This window comes from Mesorhizobium sp. BHscii, from assembly GCF_053848065.1.
Genome location: NZ_JBSPKW010000004.1, coordinates 361,621 through 388,269, shown reverse-complemented (window position 1 = coordinate 388,269; position 26,649 = coordinate 361,621). Strand labels below are relative to the sequence as shown.

At 63.9% G+C, this 26,649-nt stretch carries 23 protein-coding genes; 5 read left to right on the top strand and 18 right to left on the bottom strand.

Features of this window, described 5'->3' with window-relative positions; all coding sequences use genetic code 11:
- Window positions 1-325: 325 nt before the first annotated feature.
- The 18 genes from ACWTU7_RS09115 to ACWTU7_RS09030 form a co-directional block, all read right to left on the bottom strand.
- A complete protein-coding gene (locus ACWTU7_RS09115) occupies window positions 326-1,606 on the bottom strand; it encodes a cysteine desulfurase-like protein (RefSeq protein WP_455838313.1) in 1,281 nt (426 codons plus the stop codon).
- Between the two features lie 61 nt (window positions 1,607-1,667).
- On the bottom strand, window positions 1,668-2,342 hold the full coding sequence (locus ACWTU7_RS09110; protein WP_455838314.1) for an amino acid ABC transporter permease: 675 nt from the start codon (window positions 2,340-2,342) through the stop codon (window positions 1,668-1,670).
- A 193-nt stretch (window positions 2,343-2,535) separates the two neighbouring features.
- Window positions 2,536-3,333, bottom strand: a complete 798-nt coding sequence (locus ACWTU7_RS09105) for an ABC transporter substrate-binding protein (RefSeq protein ID WP_029357032.1) — start codon at window positions 3,331-3,333, stop codon at window positions 2,536-2,538.
- A 101-nt stretch (window positions 3,334-3,434) separates the two neighbouring features.
- Window positions 3,435-4,574: an aminotransferase class V-fold PLP-dependent enzyme gene (locus ACWTU7_RS09100; protein WP_455838315.1), complete on the bottom strand. Its 1,140-nt coding sequence runs from the start codon at window positions 4,572-4,574 to the stop codon at window positions 3,435-3,437.
- A 172-nt stretch (window positions 4,575-4,746) separates the two neighbouring features.
- Window positions 4,747-5,475, bottom strand: a complete 729-nt coding sequence (locus tag ACWTU7_RS09095) for a GntR family transcriptional regulator (protein WP_455838316.1) — start codon at window positions 5,473-5,475, stop codon at window positions 4,747-4,749.
- Between the two features lie 344 nt (window positions 5,476-5,819).
- Complete coding sequence (locus ACWTU7_RS09090) at window positions 5,820-6,215, bottom strand: RidA family protein (protein WP_455838317.1); 396 nt, start codon at window positions 6,213-6,215, stop codon at window positions 5,820-5,822.
- Window positions 6,216-6,292: 77 nt separating this feature from the next.
- Window positions 6,293-7,441, bottom strand: a complete 1,149-nt coding sequence (locus ACWTU7_RS09085) for an acyl-CoA dehydrogenase family protein (RefSeq protein WP_455838318.1) — start codon at window positions 7,439-7,441, stop codon at window positions 6,293-6,295.
- Between the two features lie 104 nt (window positions 7,442-7,545).
- Complete coding sequence (locus ACWTU7_RS09080) at window positions 7,546-8,358, bottom strand: enoyl-CoA hydratase family protein (RefSeq protein ID WP_455838319.1); 813 nt, start codon at window positions 8,356-8,358, stop codon at window positions 7,546-7,548.
- Window positions 8,355-8,825 carry a MarR family winged helix-turn-helix transcriptional regulator gene (locus ACWTU7_RS09075; protein WP_455838320.1) on the bottom strand — a complete coding sequence of 157 codons (471 nt, stop codon included), beginning with the start codon at window positions 8,823-8,825 and terminating at the stop codon, window positions 8,355-8,357. The genes ACWTU7_RS09080 and ACWTU7_RS09075 overlap by 4 nt, the downstream gene beginning before the upstream one ends.
- Window positions 8,819-9,592 carry an SDR family NAD(P)-dependent oxidoreductase gene (locus ACWTU7_RS09070; RefSeq protein WP_095521089.1) on the bottom strand — a complete coding sequence of 258 codons (774 nt, stop codon included), beginning with the start codon at window positions 9,590-9,592 and terminating at the stop codon, window positions 8,819-8,821. The genes ACWTU7_RS09075 and ACWTU7_RS09070 overlap by 7 nt, the downstream gene beginning before the upstream one ends.
- Window positions 9,589-11,883, bottom strand: a complete 2,295-nt coding sequence (locus tag ACWTU7_RS09065; protein WP_455838321.1) for a bifunctional salicylyl-CoA 5-hydroxylase/oxidoreductase — start codon at window positions 11,881-11,883, stop codon at window positions 9,589-9,591. Before ACWTU7_RS09065 ends, ACWTU7_RS09070 begins: the two co-directional genes overlap by 4 nt.
- A gap of 143 nt (window positions 11,884-12,026) precedes the next feature.
- The gene (locus ACWTU7_RS09060) at window positions 12,027-12,638 is read right to left on the bottom strand and encodes a VOC family protein (protein ID WP_455838322.1); all 612 of its coding nucleotides are present in this window, start codon (window positions 12,636-12,638) and stop codon (window positions 12,027-12,029) included.
- A gap of 106 nt (window positions 12,639-12,744) precedes the next feature.
- Window positions 12,745-13,575, bottom strand: a complete 831-nt coding sequence (locus ACWTU7_RS09055) for an ATP-binding cassette domain-containing protein (protein WP_455838323.1) — start codon at window positions 13,573-13,575, stop codon at window positions 12,745-12,747.
- Window positions 13,568-14,455 carry an ABC transporter ATP-binding protein gene (locus tag ACWTU7_RS09050; protein WP_455838324.1) on the bottom strand — a complete coding sequence of 296 codons (888 nt, stop codon included), beginning with the start codon at window positions 14,453-14,455 and terminating at the stop codon, window positions 13,568-13,570. The genes ACWTU7_RS09055 and ACWTU7_RS09050 overlap by 8 nt, the downstream gene beginning before the upstream one ends.
- On the bottom strand, window positions 14,452-15,300 hold the full coding sequence (locus ACWTU7_RS09045; RefSeq protein WP_455838325.1) for an ABC transporter permease: 849 nt from the start codon (window positions 15,298-15,300) through the stop codon (window positions 14,452-14,454). Before ACWTU7_RS09045 ends, ACWTU7_RS09050 begins: the two co-directional genes overlap by 4 nt.
- Complete coding sequence (locus tag ACWTU7_RS09040) at window positions 15,293-16,300, bottom strand: ABC transporter permease (RefSeq protein WP_455838326.1); 1,008 nt, start codon at window positions 16,298-16,300, stop codon at window positions 15,293-15,295. Before ACWTU7_RS09040 ends, ACWTU7_RS09045 begins: the two co-directional genes overlap by 8 nt.
- A 70-nt stretch (window positions 16,301-16,370) precedes the next feature.
- Window positions 16,371-17,897, bottom strand: coding sequence for an ABC transporter substrate-binding protein (locus tag ACWTU7_RS09035; protein WP_455838327.1), 1,527 nt, complete (start codon window positions 17,895-17,897; stop codon window positions 16,371-16,373).
- A 106-nt stretch (window positions 17,898-18,003) separates the two neighbouring features.
- Window positions 18,004-19,578 carry a phytoene desaturase family protein gene (locus tag ACWTU7_RS09030; RefSeq protein ID WP_455838328.1) on the bottom strand — a complete coding sequence of 525 codons (1,575 nt, stop codon included), beginning with the start codon at window positions 19,576-19,578 and terminating at the stop codon, window positions 18,004-18,006.
- Window positions 19,579-19,700: 122 nt separating this feature from the next.
- Between ACWTU7_RS09030 and ACWTU7_RS09025 the strand changes: the two genes are divergently transcribed.
- From ACWTU7_RS09025 to ACWTU7_RS09005, 5 genes are all read left to right on the top strand, one after another.
- On the top strand, window positions 19,701-20,492 hold the full coding sequence (locus ACWTU7_RS09025) for a cyclase family protein (RefSeq protein WP_128345086.1): 792 nt from the start codon (window positions 19,701-19,703) through the stop codon (window positions 20,490-20,492).
- Window positions 20,493-20,805: 313 nt separating this feature from the next.
- Complete coding sequence (locus tag ACWTU7_RS09020; protein WP_455838329.1) at window positions 20,806-22,377, top strand: phytoene desaturase family protein; 1,572 nt, start codon at window positions 20,806-20,808, stop codon at window positions 22,375-22,377.
- The gene (locus ACWTU7_RS09015) at window positions 22,377-22,856 is read left to right on the top strand and encodes a MarR family winged helix-turn-helix transcriptional regulator (RefSeq protein ID WP_127212025.1); all 480 of its coding nucleotides are present in this window, start codon (window positions 22,377-22,379) and stop codon (window positions 22,854-22,856) included. Before ACWTU7_RS09020 ends, ACWTU7_RS09015 begins: the two co-directional genes overlap by 1 nt.
- Window positions 22,857-22,901: 45 nt before the next feature.
- Window positions 22,902-25,055 (top strand): thiamine pyrophosphate-dependent enzyme, encoded by a 2,154-nt coding sequence (locus ACWTU7_RS09010; RefSeq protein ID WP_455838330.1) that lies wholly within the window; start codon window positions 22,902-22,904, stop codon window positions 25,053-25,055.
- Window positions 25,048-26,640 (top strand): indolepyruvate oxidoreductase subunit beta family protein, encoded by a 1,593-nt coding sequence (locus tag ACWTU7_RS09005; RefSeq protein WP_455838331.1) that lies wholly within the window; start codon window positions 25,048-25,050, stop codon window positions 26,638-26,640. Before ACWTU7_RS09010 ends, ACWTU7_RS09005 begins: the two co-directional genes overlap by 8 nt.
- Window positions 26,641-26,649 lie beyond the last annotated feature (9 nt).

Below are 26,649 nucleotides of genomic sequence, written 5' to 3'. Positions count from 1 at the left end.
CGGCGCGTGAAAAGCCGCACTTACAGGTCGGATACATGGCCGCACCAACCAGCAACTGCAAAACGCTCAAATAAACCCTTGCCAACGGAGAGCCGTCCATACACGGCCCCATTGCGGTCATCACATAAATCGGACTCGATTTGTCCGCATCTGGCGCATTCCTGACGTCCATTTCTCTCAGCCATTGGCGGCTGCAAGATGATCGAGTTTTGACCTCGAGCGTTTTGCAGCCAAGCGGAATCACTTTGGCGTCGCACAAATGCGGCTAAAACATTTAGAGCGAGATGCCCGGTTCAACCTAAATGCATCTTGCTCTAGACGCCAATCAGGACAGCTTTGCGATGACGGCGCGCAGCGCCTCGCCGAAGCGACGGACTTCCCCGATCGTGTTGTAATGCACTAGCGAGGCGCGGATGGCGCCGCTGTCCATGCTGAGGTTCAGGCGCTTCATCAGCCGCGGCGCGTACATATGGCCGTCGCGGATGCCGATCTGCATCTCGGCCATCGCCTCGACGATCATTTGCGGCGACAGCGTGCCGATGTTGAAGCAGAAGGTCGGCACGCGCTCGTTCAGGCGGGCTTCGTCGGCGACGCCATAGATCGTTGCGCCGCACTCCTTGAGCACGCCGAGCATTTCGCGCGCCAGCAGCAGCTCATAGTCGCGGATGGCATTCATGCCGGCGACGAGGTTGTCGCGCCGCGACCGGTTGTTCTCGGCCAGGAAGTTGCGGCCAATCGACTCGAGATAGCGCACCGCCGCGTCCATGCCCGAGACATTCTCGTAGATGAAGGTGCCGGCCTCGACCTTGTAGGGCGGCTCGTCGGGAATGAAGTCCTCGCGGAAGGTCGGCAGCCGCTTCAGCGTCTCGAAGCGGCCCCACAGGAAGCCCATATGCGGCGAGAAATTCTTGTAGCCGGAGCAGACCAGATAGTCGCAATCCCAGGCCTGCACGTCGATCGGCCCGTGCGGCCCGTAATGCACGCAATCGAGGAACACTTCGGCGCCGGCCGCATGCGCGATGTCAGCCACTGCAGCAACATCGACGATCGAGCCGATCGAATGCGCGGTGACGGTGCAGGCGACAAGCCGGGTGCGGTCGGAGATAAGCGGGCGCAAATCGTCGACGTGGAGATTGCCGTCGTCGCGCATCCGCCACCATTTGAATTTGGCGCCGGCGGGCGCCAGTGCCAGCCAGGTGGCGATGTTGGCGTCATGGTCCATATCGGTGATGACGATTTCGTCCCGTTCTCCAAGCATCTGGCCGATGCCGAGGCTGACGAGCCGGATGAACGAGGTCGCGTTCATGCCGAAGCAGATTTCCGCAGGACTATAGGCATTGATCAGCAGCGCCACGCTTTCGCGCGCGTCGGCGATCGCCTGGTCGACGGTGACGCTGCGGCCGTAGCGGCCGCCGCGCTGCACATTGTGCGCGACCAGATGGTTGGTTACCGCGTCGAGCACGCTTTGCGGGATCTGCGCGCCGGCGGCATTGTCCATGAAGATGAAGTCGCCGGCCTGCTGCACGGCTGGAAACATGGCGCGGATCGTGTCGACCGGGAAGACTGCGGAGACGTTGCTCGCATTGTGGGGCTGATGCTTGTTCAAGATTGTCTCCTGCGAAGTTCCTGACAAATATGAAGATTGGCAGATGGGGAAATCGGCGACGTCAGCGGGTCTTTTCGGTTTTGAAGCGGCGTTCCAGCAGGCTGACGAGACGGACCATCGGCCAGAGAAAGATGAGATAGACCAGCGCCGCGCCGATCAGCGGCGAGGGGTTGGCATAGAGTGACTGCGCGTTGGTCGCTTCCTTCAGCAGTTCGGGCAGAGCCACTGTCGAGGCGAGCGACGTGTCCTTGAACATCGAAACGCAGTTGCTGGTCATCGGCGGAATGACCACACGGATCGCCTGCGGCAGCACCACCTTGCGCAAGGTCAGTAAAAACGGCAGGCCGAGTGCCTGCGCCGCCTCGAACTGGCCGCGCGGAATGCTTTCTATGCCGGAGCGGAACACCTCGGCCGAGTAAGCCGCCATGATGATGGCGAATGCCGTCACCGCGGAGGTCCAGGACGACAGGCGTATGCCGAGGAACGGCAGCGCGTAGTAGATCAGGATCAGCACGACCAGCACCGGCATCGCCCGGAAAATATCGATATAGCCGACCGCCAGCAGCCGCAGCGGCTTCGGCGCGTAGAGCCGTATCAGGCTGATCGCCAGGCCGGCGGGAATACCGATGCCGATGCTCAAGAGCCCGAGCAGCAGCGTGTTCAGGAAGCCGCGCAGCAACGCCGGCAGGCTGGAGATCATGACATCGGCGTTGAAGAAGGTCTCGATCAGCGACATGGGGAGCATTCCCGAAAGATTTGGCGTCCCGCGACGCTAAAGCATGCTGCCGAAACCCCGAAATCGGGTTTCGGAGCGGATCATGCGTGAAAGTCGAAGGGCTACGGCGTCCGTTGCACGTCCAGGAGACGCGCAACGCTGTCCGTGAAATCGTGCCGGTGTGGAAAGCCGGCTCGATTTCAGCCGCTGCCGCTCAGGCCTTCGGGATAGGCATTTCCTTGACGGTCGAAGAATCGGCGGGGGCGTCACTGCCGAACCACTTCTTGTGGATCGCGGCCAGCGTGCCGTCCTTCTTCATCGCCGTCAGCGCGTCGTTCAGCTTGCCGAGCAGCGGGTGGTCCTTGGCCATCATCAGGCCGTACTGCTCGCCGGTCTTGATACGCTCTTTTACGGCGAGGTCCTTCATCCTGGTGAAGGAGTATTCCAGGCCCGGAATGTCGCTGACCGCGGCGTCGACGCGACCGGCGCTGAGATCGAGCAGCAGGTTCTGCTGCGTGTCGTAACCCTTCACCTCGCTGAACCCGCCGGCCTCCTGGTGCTGCTTGGTCCAGGCTTCGCCGGTCGAGCCGGACAGCACGCCGATGATCTTGCCCTTGAGGTCGGCCTCGGACTTGATCGGGCTGTCGGCCTTGGCGGCGATGCCCATGTCGGAATCGTAATAGGGCTGCGTGAACGACTGCGACTTCAGCCGTTCCGGGGTGATCGTGATCGACGAGATGGCAACGTCGATGCGCTTCGAGGTCGTGGCGGCGAACAGGGCCTGAAATCCGAGATCGGCGATTTCCGTGGTCATGCCGATACGCTTGGCCGCCTCGTTGACGATGTCGACTTCAAAACCCTCGAAGGTGCCGCTTTCGTTCTTGTATTCGAAGGGCGGATTGGTCGGATAGGCGCCGACATTCAGCACGTCCGCGGCATAGGCGGCGACTGGGCCGGCGGCAATGCCGATGGCGGCAGCGAGAAGAAGCAGATTACGGCGAGTGAAGCTCATTTTCGTTCCCTCTGGTTCGGCCACTCCCTGTGGCGCTTTTCACTTCCGCCCCTTTTCAGCGCCGTATTTCCGGACACTGCAGGCGAGGCGGCGCCTGAAGGTCAGGATGCGCGGCGTTGCCGCGAGCCGATCAACTGCTGCAGACGCTCCAGCAGTGCGTCCACCGCGTCGTCTGTGGTGACCATGCCTGGCGACAGCCTGAGCGTCGCCCCGCGCGCGTCGCAGTAAAGTCGCTCACTGCGCAGCGTCGACACCGTCTTCACCGGGTCGACGCCTTTCGGCAAGGCCAGCATAACGCTGCCGCCGCGCTTGTCTGGATCGAGCGGCGAGCGGACCGCCCAGCCATTGTCCAGCGCGTAACTTATGATGCGCTCGGTCATGTTGGCATTCTGTGAGCGGATGGCGTCGACGCCTGTCTCGGCGACCCATTCGAGGCCGGGCAGCGATGCGACGCTGGCCAGGATGGCCGGTGTGCCATGGTCGAAACGTCGCGCATCGCTTGCATAGGAAAAACTGTCGAGATCCCAGGAGAACGGGTTCGGTTGGCTGAACCATCCGCGAAGTTCCGGCCGGCAGGCGGACAGCAGATCGGGCGCCACCTGCAGGACGCCGGCGCCCGAAGTGCCGCACAGCCATTTCAACGAGGTCGAGACGACGAAATCGACTGGCGTCTTCGCAATCGAGAAGGGCGTCACGCCGACGCCTTGCGTAATGTCGACACCGACGATGCTGCCCATGTTCCGGCCATGCTCGGCAAGCCGCGCCACGTCGCAGCGGTGTGAGGCCGTTGAGGTGACGAAGGTCAGCAATGCCAGACCGACATCGTCCTGCCAGCGGGCGATGAAATCCTCGTCGCGCACCCAGCTCTCGCCAAGCCGCAGCGGCACGGTGTCGAGCACGAAGTTGAAGCGCTCGGCAAGTCCGGCAAGCAGGAAGTGCAGGCTCGGGAAACAGTCGGCCGCGACCAGCAGGCGCTTTCCCGCCAGACGCTCGGACGGCAGGCCGCCGATCAGACTATAAAGCGCTGACGTGACGTTCTCGGCGGTGGTCAGGGTGCCTTGCGGGGCATCGATCAGCCGGCCCCAGGCATCGACGAAGCGCTGCCGCGCGGCAAGGGCCGCCGGCCACTGGCCGTCATCTTCCGCCGACCAGACGCCCGAGAATTCCGACAGGGCAGCAGCCATGCGCTCCGCCTTGCCGGGAAACGTCCCGATCGAATGGTAGAGAAAATAACCAGACACGACGCTTTTGCTCCCTTGTGATCATGTGATCACAAAACCGAATACGGATCAATCGCTGCCCGCGAAGAAATGCGATTCAATCGGGAAAATCGGGGGCGATTTTTTCCGACCGCGAGTGGTCGCGGATCGGCACTTTCCGGCGTCAATTTGGCGTTCAATCCGCAGCGGAGCTTCAGGAGGCCGTGCCGAACCCGGCGAACTCGACCGGGCTGGTTTCCGGCACGTCGGGGCAGATCGCGCGCAGCGTCTCCTGCGTCGTCCTGATGTCTGCAATCACTTCTTCGCGGGCGCGGGCAAAATCGCGATCCTTCAGTGCTGCGATGATCGCAGTGTGCCGCCCGGACGGCTCCATCGTGCCGGCGCGCATCAAAGGCGCGACATGGTTGGACAACAGCCGCATATAGGGGCCGAAGCGCAGCCACAGCGTCTCGATCAACTGAAACAGCACGTCGGAGCCGGAGGCGCGGTAGATGGTGAAATGGAACTGCTGGTTCTTGGCGATCAGTTCGTAGATGCTGCCATTGCGCCCGATCGCCTTCTGGTCGGCGGTGATCCTCTGCAATGTGGCTATCTCGGAAGCGGTCAGGCGCGGCGCCCCGAGCTCGGCCGCCAGCCCTTCGACGGCGACGCGCGCCCGGCAGAGATCGTCGAGCCGCGCGCGGGTGACGACCGGCACGCAGGCCGAGCCGTTCTGCGATATCTCCAGCGCGTTCTCGGCCGCGAGCCGCCGCAAGGCCTCACGCACTGGCATGTTCGAGGTGCCGAAAGCTTCGGCCAGCGAGGCGATGGTTAGCACCTGGGCCGGATCGAAGCTGCCGACCATCAGGGCGTGCCGAAGCTGCTGGTAGACACCATCCTGGACGGTCACACGTCCCGATACCGGTTCAAATCCCAGAGCCACGTTTCGCTTTTCTCCCGACAGAAGCTATGTGCGGTCATTGCCCAAACCGAAGCAGGCATGATCATCTGATCACAAGACGGGCGTTAAGCCAAGCCGTCTGGGTGGCACGCTGGGGGCAATCGCTCTCAGCCTCCCCCTCTTCCGTGAATGGGAGAAAAAGGGCGCCAGCGTGTGGCTCTCCCTTCTCCCCTTGTGGGAGAAGGTGGCCGAGCGAAGCTCGGACGGATTGAGGGGGGTCCAGCTTGGCGTCGACCGCGCTCCGTCCAACACCCCTCAACCGTCTCGGCGCTACGCGCCGATCCACCTTCTCCCACAACAAGGGGAGAAGGGAAGCACGCCTCACCTCAGTCCGGGATCACCGCCGTGGCCTGGATCTCCACCTTGGCGCGATCCTCGACCAGCGCCATCACCTGCATGGCGGCCATGGCCGGAAAATGTCGCCCGATGACCTCGCGATAGGCCTCGCCGATCCCCTTGAGGTTGGCCAGATACTCGGCCTTGTCGGTAAAGTACCAGGTCATCGAGGTGATATGCTCAGGCTTGCCGCCGGCCTCGGAGAGCACCGCGACGATGTTGGTAAGCGTCTGCCGCACCTGGCCGACAAAATCATCGGTTTCGAATTGGCCTTGCCCGGTCCAGCCGACCTGGCCGCCGATGAAGATCAGCTGCCCGCGCGCGGCGACGCCATTGGCGTAGCCGATTGGTTTCGCCCAGCCTTCCGGCTGCAGGATGGTGTGCATATCAAGCCTCCCGATACTCAAATCCGGTCGCAATGTTCAAAATTCGAAACCAGCAATTTTCTGTCGCAAGCTCGGTCTCAGGCCGCTCCCATCACTTGCCTGGCGATGACCACCTTCTGCACGTCGGATGCGCCCTCATAGATGCGCAGCGCGCGGATCTCGCGATAGAGGCTTTCGATGATGTGGCCCTTACGCACGCCGTCACCACCATGCAGCTGCACGGCCTTGTCGATCACCTCTTGCGCCTTGTCGGTGGCGAACAGCTTGGCCATCGCCGCTTCGCGGGTGACACGGGCGGCGCCCATGTCCTTGGTCCAGGCGGCGCGGTAGACCAGCAGGGCTGCGGTATCGACATCAAGCGCCATGTCGGCGATGTGGCCCTGCACCATTTGCAGCTCGGCCATCGCAGCGCCGAACAGTTTGCGCTCGGCCACTCTTGTGATGCTTTCGTCCAGCGCGCGCCGGGCAAAGCCGAGTGCCGCCGCGCCGACCGTCGAGCGGAACACGTCGAGCACCGACATGGCGAGACGGAAACCGTCGCCGGGCTTGCCGATCAATGCCGAGGCCGGAACGCGGACATTGTCGAAGAACAGGCGTGCAAGCGGATGCGGCGCGATCACCTCCAGCCGCTCGGCGATCGTCAGGCCCTCTCTGTCTGCAGGCACGATGAAGGCGGAAAGCCCCTTGGCGCCGGGCGCCTCGCCAGTGCGAGCGAAAACGACGTAGAGATCGGCAATGCCGCCATTGGAAATCCAGGTCTTTTCGCCTGACAGAACATAGTCGTCGCCGTCGCGCGCGGCCGTCATCTCCAAATTGGCGACGTCAGATCCGGAGCGTGGCTCCGACAGCGCGAACGCCGCAATCGCTTCGCCGGCACGTGTCTTCGCCAGCCAGCGCTGCTGGTCGGGCGTTCCGAAAAGGCTGAGCGCCCCGGTCCCGAGCCCTTGCATGGCGAAGACGAAGTCGGCCAGTCCGTCATGCCGGGCCAGCGTCTCGCGCGTAATGCACAGCGTGCGCACATCAAGCGGCCCGGGGTTTGCGATGTCGAGCGCCGTCGGTTTTAACCAGCCGTCTTGGCCGAGCTTCGCCACCAGCTCGCGGCAGGCGGCATCGACATCGTCATGCGCGACCGGCAGGTTTCTTCCGCACCAGGCGTCCAGCCGCTCGGCAAGCTCGCGATGGCGGCCCTCGAAGAACGGCCAGTTGAGGAAGGAGCGGTCAGGCATGGGAATGCCTCGTCCCGAACTGCACTCCACGGCGCCCCCCTCTGTCGGACAGAGGGGGGCGCTGTCCCGCCAATCTGTCCGTTCTTATGGATGCAGCTCTCATCCTAATTGCCCTCGAACACCGGTTTTTCCTTGGCGACGAAAGCCTGGTACGCCCGCTTGAAATCGCCGGTCTGCATGCAGATCGCCTGCGCCTGCGCTTCCGCCTCGATCGCCTGGTCGAGGCCCATCGACCATTCCTGGTTCAACTGCGTCTTGGTGATGCCGTGGGCGAAGGTCGGGCCGGAAACGATGCGCGTAGCCATGTCGAGCGCGTCGGCTTCAAGCGCCGCCGCATCGACCAGCCGGTTGTAGAAACCCCAGCGCTCGCCCTCCTCAGCACTCATCGTCCGGCCGGTGTAAAGCAGTTCTGCGGCGCGGCCCTGGCCGATAATACGCGGCAGGATCGCGCAGGCGCCCATGTCGCAGCCGGCAAGGCCGACGCGGGTGAACAGGAACGCGGTCTTGGCCTCAGGCGTGGCGATGCGGATGTCGGACGCCATGGCGATGATGGCGCCGGCGCCCACCGCAACACCGTCGACCGCCGCAATGATCGGCTTGCCGCAGTTCAGCATCGCCTTGACGAAATCGCCGGTCATTCGGGTGAAGGCGAGCAATGCCTTCATGTCCATCTTCACCAGCGGGCCGATGATGTCGTGAACATCGCCGCCGGAGCAGAAATTACCGCCATTAGGCAGGAACACCACCGCATCGACGTCCTCGGCATAGACGAGGTCGCGAAAAGTATCGCGCAGCTCGGCATAGCTTTCGAAGGTCAGCGGGTTCTTGCGCTCCGGGCGGTCGAGCCGGATATTTGCGATCTTGCCTTCGACCTGCCAGAGGAAATGCTTCGGCTTGCGGCCGGCCATCTTTGTCATTCCCGTCCCTCCCAATTGCTGCGGAAGGAATTCAGCATGCCGGTCAACCGGCGCGCCTCGTCCTCGGTCACGTTGCCCAGCAGCTCGCCGATCCAGCTTTCATGCGCGGCGGCGATCACAGCGAAAGCCTTCGAACCTTCCTCCGTCAATCGCACCATCGAGGTGCGGCGGTCGCCATTGCGCCGGGCGCGGGTAACCAGCCCTTCCGAAACCAGCCGGTCGACGATCCCGGTCACATTGCCGTTGGACACCAGCAGGAAGCGCGACAGGTCGCTCATCAACATGCCTTCCGGTGCGCGGTAGAGTGCCGCCATCACGTCGAAGCGCGGCAGCGTCGTGTTGAATTCCTGCCGCAGGCGCTCGCGCAGCTCGGCCTCGATGCTGCGCGAGGCGCGCAGCAGCCGCACCCACAGCCGCAGCCGATCCTTGCCGGGTCCGGACGGCGCGGGCAGGGGACCGGCTACCATGTCTCGCCTCCCGAGATCGAAATCGTCTGTCCGGTGATCGATTGGGCAGCATCGCCGCACAGCCACAGCACCGCGGCTGCAATTTCTTCCGGCTGGATGAAGCGGCCTTGCGGGTTGGTCGAGGCAAGGCTCGTCCGTGCTTCTTCGGCCGAGCGGCCGGTCTTTTCGACGATTCGCTGGATGGATTCCTCGAGCATGTCGGTTTCGATGAAGCCCGGGCAGACGGCGTTGACCGTCACCCCGGATTTGGCCGTCTCGACCGCCAGCGCTCGCATCAGGCCGACGACGCCATGCTTGGCGGCAACGTAGGCGGCGACATACGGGTAACCTTTTAGCCCGGCCGTCGAAGCAACGAAGATGATCCTGCCAATCTTCCGCGCGACCATGCCGGCCAGCACCGGTTTCACCGTCAGGAACGCGCCGGTCAGGTTGACGTCGAGCGTGCGCTGCCAGTCCGCAAGCGAGGTCCGCGGTGCTGGCGCGCTGCCGGACATGCCGGCATTGGCGACAACGATATCGATCGGCCCGCGCGCCGCCTCGGCCTGGCTGTAGAGCGACGCCATCGCCGCCTCATTGGTGACGTCGGCGGCGATGCCGAAAATGCGGTCGTTTTCCCTGGCGACCTCGGCCAGCGCTGCCTCGCGCCGGCCGCAGATGGTGACATCGATGCCGGCATCGGCGAGCGCCAGCGCGATGGCGCGGCCGACGCCGGAGCCGCCGCCGGTGACCAGCGCATGCCGTCCCGCCATCGTTTCAACGACGCTCATACCTTCAGCCCCGCTGCCGCGTCGCGTTCGGCCAGCCGGTAGATCTGGTCGCGGCCAGGCAGATAGGGATCCGGCCATTTGACGCCGCGGTCGCCGAGCGTGACGGCCGCATGCAACGTCCAGTAGGGGTCGGCGAGATGCGGTCGTGCCATCGCGACCAGGTCGGCCCGGCCGGCCATCAGGATCGAATTGACATGGTCCGGTTCGTAGATGTTGCCGACCGCCATGGTCGCCATGCCGACCTCGTTGCGGATGCGGTCGGAAAACGGCGTCTGGAACATACGGCCATACACCGGCCTTGCCTCGGCGGAAGTCTGGCCGGCCGACACGTCGCAGATGTCGACGCCGGCCTCATGCAGCAGCCGCGCGATTTCGACCGCATCGGCCGGTGTCACGCCTTCGATGCCGACCCAGTCATTGGCCGAGATGCGTATTGAAACAGGCTTTTCATCAGGCCAGGCGGCGCGGACGGCATGGAAAATTTCGAGCGGGTAGCGCATGCGGTTTTCGAGCGAGCCGCCATAGGCGTCCGTGCGCCGGTTGGTCAGCGGCGTGATGAAGGAGGACAGGAGATAGCCGTGCGCGGCGTGGATTTCGAGCATGTCGAAGCCGCAGCGTTCAGCCATCTCGGCTGAAGCGACGAATTGATCGCGCACCAAATCCATGTCGGCGCGGTCCATCGCCTTCGGCAGCTGATTCTCAGGCGACCATGCCACCGCCGACGCCGCCATGACAGGCCAGTTGCCTGATGTCAGTGGCACGTCGGTTCCTTGCCAGCCGAGCCGGGTCGAACCCTTGGCGCCGGAATGGCCGATCTGCGCGCAGATCTTCGCCTCGGTCTCGGTGTGGACGAAATCAACAAGCCGCTTCCAGGCGACTTCGTGCTCGGGCGCGTAAAAGCCGGTACAGCCAGGCGTGATGCGGCCTTCGGGGCTGACGCAAGTCATCTCGATGTAGAGCAGGCCGGCGCCACCCTTGGCCCGTTCGGCATAGTGGGCGAAGTGCCAGTCGGTCGGGCAGCCGTCGACGGCCTTGTACTGCGCCATCGGCGAAACGACGATGCGGTTCTGCAGCGCCATATCGCGCAGCCGGAACGGTGCGAACATCGGCGCGCGACGAAGACTGTTGCCGCCGGCGCCGGCCTGGCGCTGGAACCATTCTTCGGCGCCGGCCAGCCACTCGGCATCGCGCAGCCGCAAATTCTCGTGGCTGATGCGCTGCGAGCGCGTCAGCAGCGAATAATTGAACTGCACCGGATCGAGGCCGAGATAGCGCTCGACCTCCTCGAACCATTCGAGCGAGTTGCGCGCCGCCGACTGCAGCTTCAGCACTTCGGTGCGGCGGGCGTCTTCATATTTGCGAAACGCCGCCTCGAGGCCGGGCTCGGAATCGAGATAGTCGGCCAGCGCCACCGCGCTTTCCAGCGCCAGCTTGGTGCCGGAGCCGATCGAGAAATGCGCGCTTGCCGCTGCGTCGCCCATCAGCGCCAAATTCTTGTAGGACCAGCGCTCGCACAGCACGCGCGGAAAATTGATCCAAGCCGAACCTCTGATGTGGTTGGCGTTGGTCATCAGCGAATGGCCGGCGAGATGCCTGGCGAAGATCTGTTCGCAGACGGCGATCGATTCCTGCTGCGACATCGTGCCGAAGCCGAAGCGCGCCCAGGTCTGCTCACTGCATTCGACGATGAAGGTCGCGGTGTCCTTGTCGAACTGGTAGGCATGCGCCCACACCCAGCCATGCTCCGTCTTCTCGAAGATGAAGGTGAAGGCATCGTCGAACTTCTGCTGGGTGCCAAGCCAGACGAACTTGCATTTGCGGGTGTCGATATCGGGCTTGAACACGTCGACGAATGCGCTCCGTGCCTTCGAATTCAAGCCGTCGGCGGCGACCACCAGATCGTGGCTCTCCATGTAGGGTTTGGGCTCGGCGATATCGGTCTCGAAGACCAGCTTTACGCCGAGCTCGCGGGCCCGCCGCTGCAGCAAGGTGAGCAGCCGCTTGCGGCCGATGCCGCAGAAGCCATGGCCGGTCGAGACCGTGCGCACCCCATCATGGATGACGGCGATGTCGTCCCAATAGGCGAAATGCTTCCTGATCCAAACGGCACTGACCGGATCGTTCCTGGTCAGATTGTCGAGCGTTTCGGCCGAAAGTACGACGCCCCAGCCGAATGTGTCGTCGGCGCGGTTGCGCTCGAACACGGTCACTTCGTGCGCGGCGTCCCTGAGCTTCATCGAAATGGCAAAGTAGAGGCCGGCCGGTCCGCCGCCGAGAACCGCAACCTTCATCTGTGCGATCTCCTCTCGCTTCCTATCTTCAGTATCGCGCCTGACGTATATTATTTCAAGCTTGAAGTTTCATAATTGAAGCGATTCGTCTCAGGTGCCTATGGCGTGCCTGCGGTCAAACCCGCAAGCACGCGCCTGCGGGATCATTTTTCCGGGGTCTTCGGGCTCCACAACACCGTCTCTGCGTCCTTTTCATAGGCCATGCCGTTGGGATAGCTGATCGCTTCCAGCTGCAGGCCCCAGGGCGCCTGGAAATAAAGGATGCTCTGGCCGGCCGCCGGCCCTTCGGTAACCGGCAGCGGCCCCATACGCGTCTTGACGCCCTTTTCATCGAAATAGGCTTTCGCGGCAGCGATATCGTCGACATAGAAGGCGATGTGGAAGCCGCCAATGTCGCTGTTGCGGGCCTGCAGGTCTCTCTGATCGGGCGCGGTATATTTGAACAGCTCGATATTCGACCCGTAGCCGCAGCGAACCAGGGTGATCTCCTCGATCACCGCCTTGGGGTCGACCCCCAGCAGATCCTGCATGAACGTCCCCTTGTCATCGGCGAACGGCCCGAAGGACATCGCCTTCTTGCAGCCGACGACCTCGGTGAAGAAGTCGACGGCCTGCTTCATGTCGGGGACTGTAACCCCGGTGTGATCATGCCCGCGCATGCCGGGAATGGAATCGGCTGAGGCGGTGCTGATCGTTCCACCGATAGTGCCCAGGACGGCGGCCGCAAGCGTTGCAGTTAGGAATGCATTCTTCATCTCAGTCATCCTCTCGCGGGACATGGGTGACTTGCCGGGCGCACGCCCGAGGCCCGCTCTTCGGCGTGCGAATGAGATGTGCTGTGAATGATCGTTGCGACCGATGTCATGCCGGCGCCTTCGCCGCAGGCAGCAGCCAGCCGTCATCGATCTCGGGCAGCGGGATGGCTGCGAGAAGATCGCGCGTGTAGGCCTGCCGCGGGTTCGCGAACAAAGCGTCGGTGGCGCTTGCCTCGACAATCACGCCTTCGCGCATGACGATCACTTGCCGGCAAAGCCGCCGGATTACCGACAGGTCGTGGCTGATGAAGGCGACGGTCAGGCCCATTTCGGCGGCCAGCCGTTCCAGCAGCGTCAGGATCTGTGCCTGGGTCGACACGTCGAGGCCGGAGACGATCTCGTCGGCCAGCACGAATTTCGGCGCCAGCGCCAGTGCCCGGGCAATGCCGACGCGCTGGCGTTGGCCGCCCGACAGCTGGTGACGATAGCGGCTGGCGAAACTTAGCGGCAGGCCGACGCGCTGCAGCGCCTCCGCGACACGACCCTTGAGATTGTCGCCAAACCCGTTTTGCCTGAGTGGGGCGGCGATAATGCTGAAGATGGTGCGGCGCGGATTAAGCGACGACATCGGATCCTGGAAGATCATCTGCAGGTTGCGGCGCAGCGGCCTGAGCTCCGCCTCCGGCAGATGCGTGATATCGCGGCCGTCGAAGATGATGCTGCCGGCGCTCGGCTCCAAGAGGCGCACCAAAGCGCGACCCAGCGTCGATTTGCCGGATCCGGATTCGCCGACGATGCCGGTCACCGATCCCCTGGGCAGCTCGAAATCAAGCCCTTTGAGGATCTCGGCCATCGGCGCCCGGCCGATCAGTGGTTTGCGCGTCATGTCGGGCAACGCGACTTTCAGCCCGCGCACGGAAAACAGCGGATCAGCCATGCGGCCGCCTCCAGGCCTGGTCGGCAGCGGCGATCTCCGAGGCCAGTCCGGCCAATACCGCCTCGTCCACCGGTTTCAGCGAGGCGAACGGATCGGTGTAGCGCGGTGTTGCCGCCATCAACGCTCGCGTGTAGGGGTGCTGCGGAGCCGCGAACAGCGCCGCCGTCTCGGCCTCATCCACCACCTTGCCGGCATAGAGCACCGACACTTTCTGGCTGATCTTGGCGACGACGCCGAGATCATGGGTGACGAACAGGATCGCCGTGCCGTGCTCGCGCTGCAATTGCGCGATCAGCCGCAAAATCTGCTTCTGCACGGTTACGTCTAGCGCCGTGGTCGGCTCGTCGGCGACGATCAACCTTGGTTCGGCGGCGAAGGCTGCGGCGATCAGCACGCGCTGGCGCATGCCGCCGGAAAGCTCGTGCGGATAGCATTTGAGGACGCGGTCCGGGCCGCGGATCTGTACCGCGTCGAGCAATTGGCGGATGCGGGCGTCGGCTCGCGGCCCACTCCATCCGAGGATGCGCACCAGCCGGTCGGTCATCTGCGGACCGATGCGGCGCGACGGATTGAGCGCGGTCAGCGGGTCTTGAGGGATCAGTGCGGTGCGCGCTCCGATCAGCGTGCGCCTCGCCTTTGGCTGAAGCCGGCCGAGGTCCTCGCCCTCGAGCAGCATATTGCCTTCGACAACGCGCACGCTGGGTGGCAGCACGCCGAGTACCGCCTTGCCGATCATCGTCTTGCCGGCGCCGCTCTCGCCGACCAGCGCGCGAACTTCGCCCGGTTGAACGGAGAGCGACACCGACCGCAGCACGCGCGCGCCATTCGGCAGCACGGCGCTCAAGGACTGAATGTCGAGGCAAGGTCTCGTGGCGTTCATCGCAGCACCGGATCGAAACGCGCCTTGAGACCCTCGCCGAATTGGCTGAACGACAGAACCGTCAGGATCAGGGTGACCAGCGGGAACACCAGCACCCACCACGCCTGATGGATCGACAGGCGGCCCTCGGCGATGATGCCGCCCCAGGTCGGATCGTCGGTCGAGATCGACAGGTTGACGAAGGACAGGATCGCCTCGACGATCACGGCGATGCCCATTTCGAGCGACAGCAACGCGACGATCGACGGCACCACATTGGGCAGCACTTCGCGCAGCATGATACCGATGCGGCCATAGCCGGCGATGCGGGCGTTCTCGACATAATCCATGCGCGCCTGGCCCATGGTCTCGGCGCGGATCACCCGGCAGAAGCGCGTCCAGTCGATGACGGCGATGGCAATGATGACCGAGCTCAGACCGGTGCCGAGCACGGCAACCAGCAGGATGGCGAACAGCACCGGCGGAAAAGCCATCCAGACGTCGACGATGCGCGAGATGATGCGATCGGCCCAGCCGCCGAAATAGCCTGCTATCAGGCCGAGCGTCGAGCCAATCAGGCAGGCGGCCAAGGCCGCCGCGAAGGCGACGATCAAGGCGATGCGGGCGCCGAAGATCAGCCGTGACAGGAGATCGCGGCCGAGGCTGTCGGTGCCGAGCCAGAAGCCGGGCTCCGCGCCGCTCATCCAAAAGGGCGGCAGGCGTTCGAACATCAGATCTTGCGCCAGCGGGTTCTGCGGTGCGATCAGCGGCGCGAAGATCGCGGCAAGCAAAGCCAGCAGCAGCCAGCTGCCGGCCAGCCACAGCCTTGCGCCCGAGCCATGTCTTGAAATGCGGCCCTCATCCATGCCGCAGCCTCGGATTGAGCAGCGCATACATCATGTCGACGGTGAGGTTGATCAGCACGAACAGCAGCGCGAAGACCAGCACGATGCCCTGGATCAGCGGCAGATCGCGGTTGATGACGGCGTCGATCGCCATGTTGCCGAGGCCTTCATAGGAAAACAGCCGTTCGACGATGACCGTGCCGCCGATCAGGAAGGTGAACTGCACGCCGACCAGAGTGAGCGTCGGCAGGGCGGCGTTCTTCAGCGCCTCACGCAAAATGACCTGCGTTTCCGAAAAGCCCTTCACCCGCGCCAGCACGACGTAATCGAGGTCGAGCACTTCCTTCAACGACTGTTTCAACATCTGCGAGATGATCGCGGCGAGCGGCAGCGCCAGGGCCACGGCCGGCATCAGCATGTGCCCGAGCAGGTCCTTGGTCAGGTCGAAGCGCAGCCGCACGATGCTCTCGAACAGATAGAACTGGGTGACGAAGGGCAGGTCGAGCTGCGGCGACACCCGGCCGGAAATGTCGAACACCGGCACCAGCACGCCGAACAAAAGAATCAGCACCAGGCCCCACAAAAAGTCGGGAATGGAAAGCGCTGCACCGCTGGCGATATCGATGCCGGCTTCGACTGCCGTGCCGCGCTCGCGTGCGCCGAGGATCGCCGTCGTGCCGCCGATCGCCAGCGCCATCAACAGCGCGACGATGGCGAGTTCCAGCGTCGCCGGCAGCCGGTTGAAGACCAGGCCCAGCACATCCTGCCGGAGCGAGATCGAGGTGCCGAAATCGCCCCTGATGACGCCGGACAGCCAGATAAAGAACTGCTGGACGATGGTTTTGTCGAGCCCGTAGAGCGCGCGCAGCCGGGCGATGTCGGCATCGGTCGCGCCGGGCGGCAGCATCATCGCAACCGGATCGCCGGGCGCGACGCGAATGACGACAAAGACCACGACGGCGACGCCGAGCAGCGTGATCGCCATTGTCAAAAGACGGATCAGGAATCTTTGCAGCAGCATGGTCGCCTGTATGCCTGGCGGAAAATGCGCGCCGTCATTGCGGACGGCGCGCGGCGATCCCTGGCCGATGTCAGGCCGGGGTCATCAGCGCCGGCAAAAGCGCGCCGGACACATGCTGCACGACATTGACGCCCTTGGCGTGCACGATCGGCTGCGCATACTGGATCAGCGGCAGCACATAGGCCTGTTCGGCGATGTATTTGTCGACAGCCTTCCAGCCGGCGATGCGCTTGGTCTCGTCCTTCTCGCCCCATAGCGGGTTGATCATGTCGATCAGATCCTGGCTGTCCCACACCGAATGCGGGCTCGGGCCATAGGTGGCAAAGCCGGTCGAGGTGGTCGGATCGCCGATGGCGTTGCCCCAATTGTAGAAGGCGGCCGGGGCCAGCTTGTCGGCGGCGCGCAGCTCGTAGTGCTTGGCGATCTCGTAGACCTCGATCGACGCCTCGATGCCGACCTTGCGCCACATGCCGACGATCGCCTGGACCATCTCGTAATCCTTGGGCTTGAAGCCCTTAGTCGTCTGAATCGTGAACTTGACCGGCTTCTCCGGCGAGTAGCCCGACGCGGCCAGCAATTCCCTAGCTTTTTCCGTATTGTGCTCGACCTTGATCGACGGGTCGTAGGCCTCGTATTCCGGCGTCTCCAGCGTATCGATCGGCTGGCCGTAGCCGCGCAGCAGACGCTCGACGAGCAGCTTCTTGTCGACCGCCATCACCGCGGCCTGGCGAACGTTCTTGTCCAGCATCACATCGATGTCGTTGAAGAAGATCATGCCGATGTCGGAAACGTTCTTGCACGAGCCGGCAAGCCCGTCCTTGGCGATCAGGCGATCATATTCCTCATAGGGGATTTCGAGCGTCACCTGCGAAGCACCGGACTCGATTTCGGCAACGCGGCTCGCCGCGTCGGTGACGAACTTGATCGTCACATTCTCGAAAGCCGGCTTGCCGCCCCAGTAGTTCGGGTTGGCCTTGAGCCGCAGGAAGGCGTTGCGCTCGAACTTGTCGACCATGTAGGGGCCGGTGCCGATCGGGGCTTGTTCGAAGCCTTCGGCGCCGACCTTCTCGTAGTAGGCCTTCGGCATGATGTAGCCGGTGAGGAACGACATCCACTTAAAATACACCGGGTCGAACTGCACGACGTCGCCAGTGATCTTGTTGCCGGCGATCTTGAAGTTGTTGACGTTCTTCCAGACGAACTGGATCGGATTCCCTGTCTTTTCGTCGCCCGCCCGCTGCAGCGACCACACCACGTCCTCGGCGGTGAACGGCGAGCCGTCATGCCAGGTGACGCCCTCGCGCACCGTCATCATGATCTTGCTGCGGTCGTCGTTCCAGCCCCATTCGGTGAGCAGGCCCGGCGCAAAGGAAAGGTCCGGCTTCTGCGGGATGAACTGATCGAACACCGACTGGTAGAGGCCCTGGATCGTCGGGTTGACCGCCGAAGGCCCGGTTGTCGGGTCCCAGGACGGCAGGTTGACGTTGTAGGCGATGGTCAGTTCGCCGGCTGCCTTGGCTATTTGCGGCAGGCCGATGACGGTGGCGCCAAGTGCTGCTGCGCCATATCCGAGCAATTCTCGTCTGTTGATTGTCATGGTCGTTCCCCTGTTGGTTTTCTATGCGCGTCGTTATCATGCAGTGGGTTCAGGCTCCTTGGGCAACCGCGCATTCCCTCTCCTTCACCCGCAAGTGTTTTGAATTCTACCTCCCGCCGAGCTGTTGGGCGAGCATATAGCCCGAGGCCGCGCCTGTGCCGGCGCCCGGCCATGTTGCAGCACCGGTGAGATGCAAATTCATAACCGGCGTGTTCCAGCCGGCAAAACCGCGCGCCGGACGAAACAGAAAATTCTGCGCCAGATGATGGCTGCCGCAAATCTGGTCGCCGCCGACGAGGTTGGGGTTCTCGCGTTCGAGGTCGAGGGGCGAGAACACGGCACGGCCGAGGATATTCCGGCGAAGGTTGGGCGCATAGGTCTCGATGATGTCGAGAACGCGCTCGGCGTAGCGTTCTTTGACCTGATCCCAATGAGCTGGCGCGATCTTGCCGGCCGCATCGCAAATGATTTCGGCGGGCAGCATCCGCACCTGTACCCACAGAACGTGCTTGCCTTCCGGCGCCCGCGATGCATCGACCGCAGTCGGTTGGCCGACGACAAGGACCGGCTCGTCCGGCAGCATGCCGGATATTGCCTGCTGATAGGTCCGCGACATGGCGTCGAGCGACGGCGAAAGATGGACGTAGGCGAATTGCCGAAGCTCGGCGCCGGCGCGCCAGTCCGGCAGATCGTCAAGCGCCAGATGGATCATCATCGTGCCCGGCGCATGTCGGAATTTTTTCATCGCCGTGTCGAAGCCGGCGTCGCCGGAACCATCGGGCAAAAGCTTTCCGGTTAGCGCCCCGGGTGCAACGCCGGCGATCACCGCCTTGGTGGCAGTATGGGTCTCGCCGGAAGCAAGCCGCACGCCTGTCGCTCGGCCGCCGGACACCGTGATCTCGGCCACCTCAGCACCGGTGCTAATCTGGCCGCCGGCAACGGTGACCATGCCGGTCAGCGCGCGGATGATGGTGTCGGCGCCGCCCTTGCCGAGCACCATGCCGAAGCACTGGTTGGCCATCGATTCCAGATAGGGGAACACCGCGCCGCCGGCGATGTCAGGGGCGAAGTCGAGATGCATGCCCCAGGTGGCGAGCGTCGCCCTGACATGCGGCGACTCGAAATTCTCCTCGAGCCACGAGCGTGGTGATGAGAGCAGCAGCCGGCCGGTGTCGAGCGCGCCGGCAAGGCCCTTCTTGCGCCACAGGTTCCATGCGGTGCCGGCCAGCGCCCGCCCGCTCATCTGTGAGCCGAGCAGCCGAAACAGATGCTCGGCTTCCCCCGGGAAGGCGCCGACCAGCCGGCGCCATGTGGCGGCGTCGGTTGCGGAAAAAGTTGCCATGCGCGACGCGGTCTTTTCCAGATCGTTGCTGACGCCGAACCACCGTCCGTCGGGAAAGGCGCTGGCAAAGCAATCGGCGACCGGCGCAAATTCCAGCCCATGGCTTTTCAATTCATTTGCATATTTCTTGTGAAAGGCCGAGCCGGCGAACAGGCTCAGATTCATCGCGCCGAAATCGTGCCGGAAGCCGGGAAGCGTGAATTCGCGGCTCTGGACGGCGCCGCCGAGAGTTGCGCTGCGCTCAAAAATCCCGGTGTTCCAACCTTTGAGCGCCAGATGCGCGGCGCATGCCAAACTGTTGTGGCCTGCCCCAACGAATATGGCGTCAAACTCGCTCACACCCCACCCAACCCATTTTCTTAATGCTTAAAGATAATTGCAGATGCATATGTTTTAGTCTAGTAGGATATTAAGGGCCGCGAAGAGCCTTGATCATCACCAAGAAAGAGGGAATAGAGACCATGGACACGCAACAACTCCTCGGCGAGGTCGCCGGCCAGCTTCTTTCAGGCACCATCCAGGTGGTCGACCTGACGGCGCCGCTCGGGCCCAACACGCCGCTGATCAAGCTGCCGCCGGAGCTGGCGGTGGACACGCCGAAGGTCGAGATCCACGCCATCTCCCACTATGACAAGAACGGTCCGTGGTGGGCATGGAACTGGCTGAAGCTCGGCGAACACTCGGGCACGCATTTCGACGCGCCGCAGCACTGGATTACCGGCAAGGATTATCCGGACGGTGCCACCGACACCATTCCGGTTCAGAATTTCGTCGGCCCGGTCAATGTCATCGACTGCTCGAAGCAAGCCGCCGCCGACAACGATTTCCTCCTCACAGTCGACCACATTAAGGCGTGGGAAGCCGAGCACGGCCCGATTAACGCCGGCGAATGGGTGGTGATGCGCACCGACTGGTATAAGCGCAACGGCTCGGAAGCCGAATTCCTCAACGCCGACGAGACCGGACCGCACACGCCCGGACCGACGGCCGAGGCCATCCAGTACCTGATCAGCAAAGACATCAAGGGCTGGGGCAGCGAGACGATCGGCACGGATGCTGGCAAAGCAGGGGGAATGGAGCCGCCATTCCCGGCGCACAGCCTGATGCACAAAGCCAACCGCTACGGCCTCGCCAGCTTGTGCAATCTCGACCGGCTGCCGCCGAAAGGCGCGATCCTGATCGCCGCACCGCTCAAAATCGAGCACGGCACCGGCAGCCCGATCCGCGCACTGGCTCTGGTGCCAAGGCATTAGGACGAGGTGGCGGTCTTCGGGAGAAGATCATGCTTGTGGGCAATGCTGTAGTGACGGATTTGGAGCGGCAGCCTTGTAGCGCTGTCGCTCTACGGCGCCCCCCTCTGTCCTGCCGGACATCTCCCCCACGAGGGGGGAGATTGGCAGCTTCGGCGAGGCGCTTGTCCCTGCGACATTGGAGATTGGTGAAGGCCGTAGCGACGGCCGATCTCCCCCCAAGTGGGGGAGATGTCCGGCAGGACAGAGGGGGGCGCGAAGGAACGCCAACCCGCGCAATTGACTCCAACCTCCCGAGGACGAGGAGCAATCGCAGATGAACGCGCCCGATCACATCATCGTCGGCAGCGGCATCAACGCGCTGGTCTGCGCGGCGATGCTTGGCGGCAAGGGGGCAAAGGTGCTGGTGCTCGAGCGCAACGACCGCATCGGCGGTTGCATGCGCACTGAGGAGATCACCGCGCCCGGCTTCATCCACGACGTGATGGCGACGACCTTCGTACTGTTCATCACCTCGCCTGCCTATGCGGCGCTGGGCAAGGATCTGGCGCGGCACGGCCTGGAATTCTGCAACACCGGCACGCCGACCGGCGTGCTGCGGCCGGACGGCAGCTATGCCATCCTGCGCACCGATCGGCCCGCCAATGTCGCGGCTGCCAATGCGCTTGCCGCAGGCGATGGCGACCGGCACGGCAGCGACGTCGGCGAGATCGAGCGCAATGCCGGCCTGCTGTTCGGGCTGCTCGGCGGCAGCCTGTGGTCTTACCCCACGACCAGGCTGCTGGCGGGCGAAGCCTGGCGGCGCGGCCCGCGCGGCCTTGCCGCCTTTCTCGGCAATGCGTTGGTGCCGGCGCGCGGCTGGCTGGAGAACACTTACCAGTCGGAGATCACCCGGGCGCTGTGGGCGCCCTGGGTGCTGCATGCCGGCCTTGGGCCTGAAGACGCGTTCTCCGGCCAGATCGCCAGGGTTATCGCCTTTGCGCTGGAAGCTGCCGGCGCGCCGATCGTCAAGGGCGGCGCTGGGAATCTGCTGTCCGCCTTCGAGGCGCTGATCAAGGAGCGCGGCGGCGTGATCCGGACTGAAGGGGACGTTGCCTCCATCATCCAGAGCGGAGGCCGAGCCACCGGCGTACGGCTGGCTTCGGGCGAAACGGTCACCGCGAAGAAGAGCGTGATCTGCTCGGTCACGCCGACCCATCTCTACGGGCGGCTGCTCGGCGACGCGGCTCCGAAAGCCGACCTCGAGGCGGCGCAGAAATATCGCTACGGCAAGGGCAATTTCCAGATACACTATGCCCTGGACAAGCCGCCCGCATGGCGCGGCGAGGGCCTGGCAAGGGTCGCGCTGCTGCATCTGACACCGGGGCTCGACGGCGTGTCGAAAGCCTGCAACGAGGCCACGCGCGGCATGCTGCCGCAGGTGCCGACCATCTGCGTCGGCCAGCCGCATGCGCTCGATCCTTCGCGCTGTCCGGAAGGCAAGGCGATCCTGTGGCTGCAACTGCCCGAGGCGCCACGCCATATCAAGGGCGATGCCGCCGGCAAACTGCAGACACCGGCCGACGGCCGCTGGACCGACGCGCTGCGCGAGGCCTACGCGGACCGTGCCGAAGCGATCCTCGCCAGCCATATCGACGGGTTCAAGGACAGCGTCATTGCACGCCGCGCCTATTCGCCGGCCGATCTGGAAGCGATCAACGTCAATCTGGTCGGCGGCGATCCCTATGGCGGCTCATCGACCATCGACCAGTCGTTCCTATGGCGGCCGTTCAAGACGAGCCGCAATCACGACACCGGGATCAAGGGCCTCTACCATATCGGAGCCTCGACCCATCCCGGCGCCGGGCTTGGCGGCGGTTCCGGCTTTCTGCTGGCGGGGAGGCTGTGATGGAACAGAAGGTTGAAAAGCGCCAGCGCATCTCGACACTGGGCCAGATCGGACTGCAGCAATTCGCGCCCTATCTGATGAACCGCATCATGGGCCGCTACAACGCCACCTTGCGCGACGATTTTCGCAAGCAGGGCCTGACCATCCCACAGGTGCGCACACTCGCCGTGCTGTCGGTCGCCGACGGCGTCACCGTCAACGATCTCTCGGTCTACACGGTCATCGAACAATCCACGTTGAGCCGGACGCTCGACACGCTGGAAGGGCAAGGGTTTGTGCGGCGGGAGCAGGGAGTCACCGACAGCCGCATCCGCCATGTGTTCCTGACCGACGACGGCCGCGCCGAGTTCGGCCGCGCCTGGCCGGCCATGCATGATGCGTTCGAGGCGATGTTCGATGACATCGATGATGTTGAATATGCCGCCCTGATCGCGACGCTGCAGAAGATGCTGAAGAACATTCGCAAGCACGACATCTAGACGTACGCCGCCGCCGGATATCGGCGGCAACGGAAGGAGGCTGACATGGCTGAACGGTCTTTTGCCAAGGAAGTCGAAAAGCTCAGGCTCGGCGCCGGCGAGGAATTTTCCGGCGAAGGCATTCTCGCCATCACCAAGGCGCTGCTGCAATGCGGCGTCGGCTATGTCGGCGGCTATCAGGGCGCGCCGATCAGCCATCTGATGGATGTGCTGGCCGATGCGCAGGATATTCTGGGCGAGCTCGGCGTGCATTTCGAGGCGAGCGCCTCGGAAGCCACCGCCACCGCCATGCTGGCGGCATCTGTGCACTATCCGATCCGCGGTGCGGCGACGTTCAAGTCGACCGTCGGCACCAATGTCGCGTCGGACGCGCTCGCCAACCTCGCCTCCGGCGGCGTCACCGGCGGCGCGCTGATCATCGTCGGCGAGGACTATGGCGAAGGCTCTTCGATCATGCAGGAGCGCAGCCACGCCTTCGCCATGAAGAGTCAGGTCTGGCTGCTCGACCCGCGCCCGAACCTGCCGTCGATCGTCAAGGCGGTGGAGGACGGCTTCGAGCTTTCCGAGGTTTCCAACACGCCTGTCATGCTGCAGGTCCGCATCCGCTGCTGCCATGTCCATGGCCGTTTCATCGCCAAGGACAACAAGCGGCCGACCATGACGGTGGCCGATGCGCTCGACGCGCCGCGCCGCGACACCGGCCGCATCGTGCTGCCGCCCGCCTCTTTCCTGCACGAGAAGGAAAAAGTGCAGAAACGCTGGCCGGCGGCGGTGGATTTCATCCGCAAAAACAAGATCAACGAGTTCTTCGGTCCGGAGCACGGCTCGGTCGGCATCGTCATGCAGGGCGGTATGTACAATTCGGTCGTCCGGGCACTGCAGCGGCTCGGCCTCGCCGACACCTATGGTGTGACAGACGTGCCGCTCTACGTGCTGAATGCCGTCTATCCCTTGGTCGACGACGAGTTCCTGTCCTTCTGCGAGGGCAAGGACGCTGTGCTCGTCGTCGAGGAAGGCCAGCCCAACTATATCGAGCAGGCTTTCGCATCGATGCTGCACAAGGCCGGGCGCGGCACGAAACTCGTCGGCAAGGAGCACCTGCCGATGGCCGGCGAATACACCGGCCAGGTCATGCTCGACGGCATCGGATCGTTCCTGCGCGCCACCATCCCGCACCTGCTGCCGGGCGAAGTCCGCGCGCCGAACAAGATCGGCGACGGGCTGGATACCGCCGAGCTGATCAACGTCGTTCCGGGCCGTCCGCCCGGCTTCTGCGTCGGCTGTCCGGAACGGCCGATCTTCGCCGCCACCAAGCTGGTCGAGCAGGAGCTGGGCAAGCACCACATCGCCTCCGACATCGGCTGCCATCTGTTTTCGATCATGCCGCCTTTCGAGCTTGGCGCTACTACCATGGGCTACGGGCTGGGGCCGGCCTCGGCCTCAGCGTTCAATTCGCCCGATGCCAAGCGCCGGTCGATCTCCTTCGTCGGCGACGGCGGCTTCTGGCACAACGGCCTGACCTCATCGATCGGCAACGCCGTGTTCAACAAGAACGACGGCGTCATCGTCATCGTCGACAATTTCTATTCGGCGGCGACGGGAGGGCAGGACATTCTTTCATCCCGCGCCGGCAACAAGACGAAATCGACCAAGCATCCGATCACCGAGGCGGTGAAGGGCATGGGCGTCAAATGGCTGCGCCACATCGACCGCACCTATGACGTGACCAAGATGCAGGACACGCTGCGCGAGGCGCTGACGACGGACGAGAAGGGCCCAAAAGTCATCGTCGCCTCGTCCGAATGCATGCTGAACCGGCAGCGCCGCGAAAAGCCGCTGGTCGACAAGGCGATCAAGGGCGGGAAAAGAATCGTCAAGCCGAAATTCGGCGTCGACGAGGACATCTGCACCGGCGACCATGCCTGCATGCGGCTTTCCGGCTGCCCGTCGCTGTCGGTGAAGTCGCTGGACGATCCGCTGCGCGACGATCCGGTGGCGCATATCGACCAGAGCTGCGTCGGCTGCGGCAATTGCGGCGAGGTTGCCGATGCGGCGGTGCTGTGCCCGTCCTTCTACCGCGCCGACGTGGTGCACAATCCCAGCCGCTGGGACCGTTTCCTCGAAGCCGCGCGTCGCGCCACGATCAGCCTCTTGCAGCGGCGCCGTGAAAGCCGGCGCCTGACATTCGCCGATGCTTGACGCCGTTCCCTCATCGCGCTCGAACGCCGGTGCTCCCGAAGGCGAGCGCGTCATCAAGCTTGCCGTGCTGGCGGTCGGCGGCCAGGGCGGCGGCGTGCTCGCCGACTGGATCACCGACGTCGCCGAACGCAATGGCTATGTCGCGCAATCGACCTCGGTCGCCGGCGTCGCCCAGCGCACCGGCGCCACGATCTACTATGTCGAAATGTGCCGCGACACCGGCCGCCTGCCGGTCTTTGCGCTGTCGCCCTCGCCGGGCGACGTCGACATCTTGATCGCCGCCGAACTGATGGAAGCCGGCCGCGCCATCATCCGCGGCTTCGTCACGCCGGAGCGCACGACGCTGATTGCCTCGTCGCATCGCATCGCCGCGGTCTCGGAAAAGATCGAGCCCGGCGATGGCCGCGCCTCGTCCTCAAAGGTGCATGCCACGGCTGAAACGGCGGCCAAGCGCTTCATCGCCTTCGACATGGAGAAGATCGCCGCCGACAACGGCTCGATGATCTCGGCCAGCCTGCTCGGCGCGCTGGCCGGCTCCGATGCCTTGCCGTTCACACGCGAGAGCTATGAACAGGCGATCAGTGCCGGCGGCCGCGGCGTGAAGGCCAGCCTCGCCGCCTTCGGCGCGTCCTTTGATCGCGCCCGCGACATCACGGACACGCCACCTCTGGGCGACAAGATCGCAGAGCCGAAAGCTGCTGAAACCGGCTCGGGCGCGGCGGCAAAGGTGAGCGGCCCGGAAAGCCTGTTGCAGGGCTGGCAGGACCTTGCGGCGCGCGTCGATGCGCTACCGCTTCCCCTGCAAGACATGGCGTTTCGCGGTCTGAAAAAAGTCGTCGACTATCAGGACATCGCCTATGGCGGCGAGTATCTCGACCGGCTCGACCGGGCCGTCGCTCTGGACAATACCGAACATGACTACGCGCTGTCGATATCAGCGGCAAAGCATTTGGCCAACGCCATGTGCTACGACGACATGATCCGCGTGGCCGACCTGAAGACGCGTTCGACGCGCGACAAGCGGGTGCGCCGCGAGGTCGGTGTTAAGGAGGGAACGATCCTCCAGGTGACCGAATATTTCCATCCGCGCATCGAGGAATTCTGCGGCACGCTGCCGTCCGGCCTCGGCAGTTACATCGAGGCGCGGCCGAAGCTTGCCGCCTTCCTTGACCGCCGCATCAACCATGGCCGCCGCATCCGCACCGACAGTTTCGCCGGCTTCGTCGCGCTGTGGTTCATCGGCGGCCTGCGTCGCTGGCGCCGTCGCCTGCTGCGCCACAAGGTCGAGACCGCACATCTCGAGCGCTGGTATGCGCTGGCGCTCGGCCATGTCAGGGAGGACTACGCACTCTCCGTCGAAATCCTCAACTGTCGCCGCCTGATCAAGGGCTACAGCGACACCCATGCCCGCGCCCAGTCGAAATTCGACCGCGTGCTGTCGGCACTCGATCTGCTCAAGGGCCGCGCCGACGCCGCCGACTGGATCCGCCGCTTGCGCGAAGCCGCGTTGAAGGACGAGAAGGGCGAGATGCTCGACGGTGCGCTGAAAACTGTGGCGTCGTTGGGCTCGGATCTGGAAAATTGAAACGCCCTG

Bases quoted from the DNA above. Each gene is read 5' to 3' on its own strand.
- ACWTU7_RS09110 (WP_455838314.1), bottom strand. From the start codon at position 2,342: ATGTCGCTGATCGAGACCTTCTTCAACGCCGATGTCATGATCTCCAGC.
- ACWTU7_RS09105 (WP_029357032.1), bottom strand. From the start codon at position 3,333: ATGAGCTTCACTCGCCGTAATCTGCTTCTTCTCGCTGCCGCCATCGGC.
- ACWTU7_RS09090 (WP_455838317.1), bottom strand. From the start codon at position 6,215: ATGCACACCATCCTGCAGCCGGAAGGCTGGGCGAAACCAATCGGCTAC.
- ACWTU7_RS09085 (WP_455838318.1), bottom strand. From the start codon at position 7,441: ATGCCTGACCGCTCCTTCCTCAACTGGCCGTTCTTCGAGGGCCGCCAT.
- ACWTU7_RS09080 (WP_455838319.1), bottom strand. From the start codon at position 8,358: ATGACAAAGATGGCCGGCCGCAAGCCGAAGCATTTCCTCTGGCAGGTC.
- ACWTU7_RS09075 (WP_455838320.1), bottom strand. From the start codon at position 8,825: ATGGTAGCCGGTCCCCTGCCCGCGCCGTCCGGACCCGGCAAGGATCGG.
- ACWTU7_RS09070 (WP_095521089.1), bottom strand. From the start codon at position 9,592: ATGAGCGTCGTTGAAACGATGGCGGGACGGCATGCGCTGGTCACCGGC.
- ACWTU7_RS09065 (WP_455838321.1), bottom strand. From the start codon at position 11,883: ATGAAGGTTGCGGTTCTCGGCGGCGGACCGGCCGGCCTCTACTTTGCC.
- ACWTU7_RS09060 (WP_455838322.1), bottom strand. From the start codon at position 12,638: ATGAAGAATGCATTCCTAACTGCAACGCTTGCGGCCGCCGTCCTGGGC.
- ACWTU7_RS09055 (WP_455838323.1), bottom strand. From the start codon at position 13,575: ATGGCTGATCCGCTGTTTTCCGTGCGCGGGCTGAAAGTCGCGTTGCCC.
- ACWTU7_RS09050 (WP_455838324.1), bottom strand. From the start codon at position 14,455: ATGAACGCCACGAGACCTTGCCTCGACATTCAGTCCTTGAGCGCCGTG.
- ACWTU7_RS09045 (WP_455838325.1), bottom strand. From the start codon at position 15,300: ATGGATGAGGGCCGCATTTCAAGACATGGCTCGGGCGCAAGGCTGTGG.
- ACWTU7_RS09040 (WP_455838326.1), bottom strand. From the start codon at position 16,300: ATGCTGCTGCAAAGATTCCTGATCCGTCTTTTGACAATGGCGATCACG.
- ACWTU7_RS09035 (WP_455838327.1), bottom strand. From the start codon at position 17,897: ATGACAATCAACAGACGAGAATTGCTCGGATATGGCGCAGCAGCACTT.
- ACWTU7_RS09025 (WP_128345086.1), top strand. From the start codon at position 19,701: ATGGACACGCAACAACTCCTCGGCGAGGTCGCCGGCCAGCTTCTTTCA.
- ACWTU7_RS09020 (WP_455838329.1), top strand. From the start codon at position 20,806: ATGAACGCGCCCGATCACATCATCGTCGGCAGCGGCATCAACGCGCTG.
- ACWTU7_RS09015 (WP_127212025.1), top strand. From the start codon at position 22,377: ATGGAACAGAAGGTTGAAAAGCGCCAGCGCATCTCGACACTGGGCCAG.
- ACWTU7_RS09010 (WP_455838330.1), top strand. From the start codon at position 22,902: ATGGCTGAACGGTCTTTTGCCAAGGAAGTCGAAAAGCTCAGGCTCGGC.
- ACWTU7_RS09005 (WP_455838331.1), top strand. From the start codon at position 25,048: ATGCTTGACGCCGTTCCCTCATCGCGCTCGAACGCCGGTGCTCCCGAA.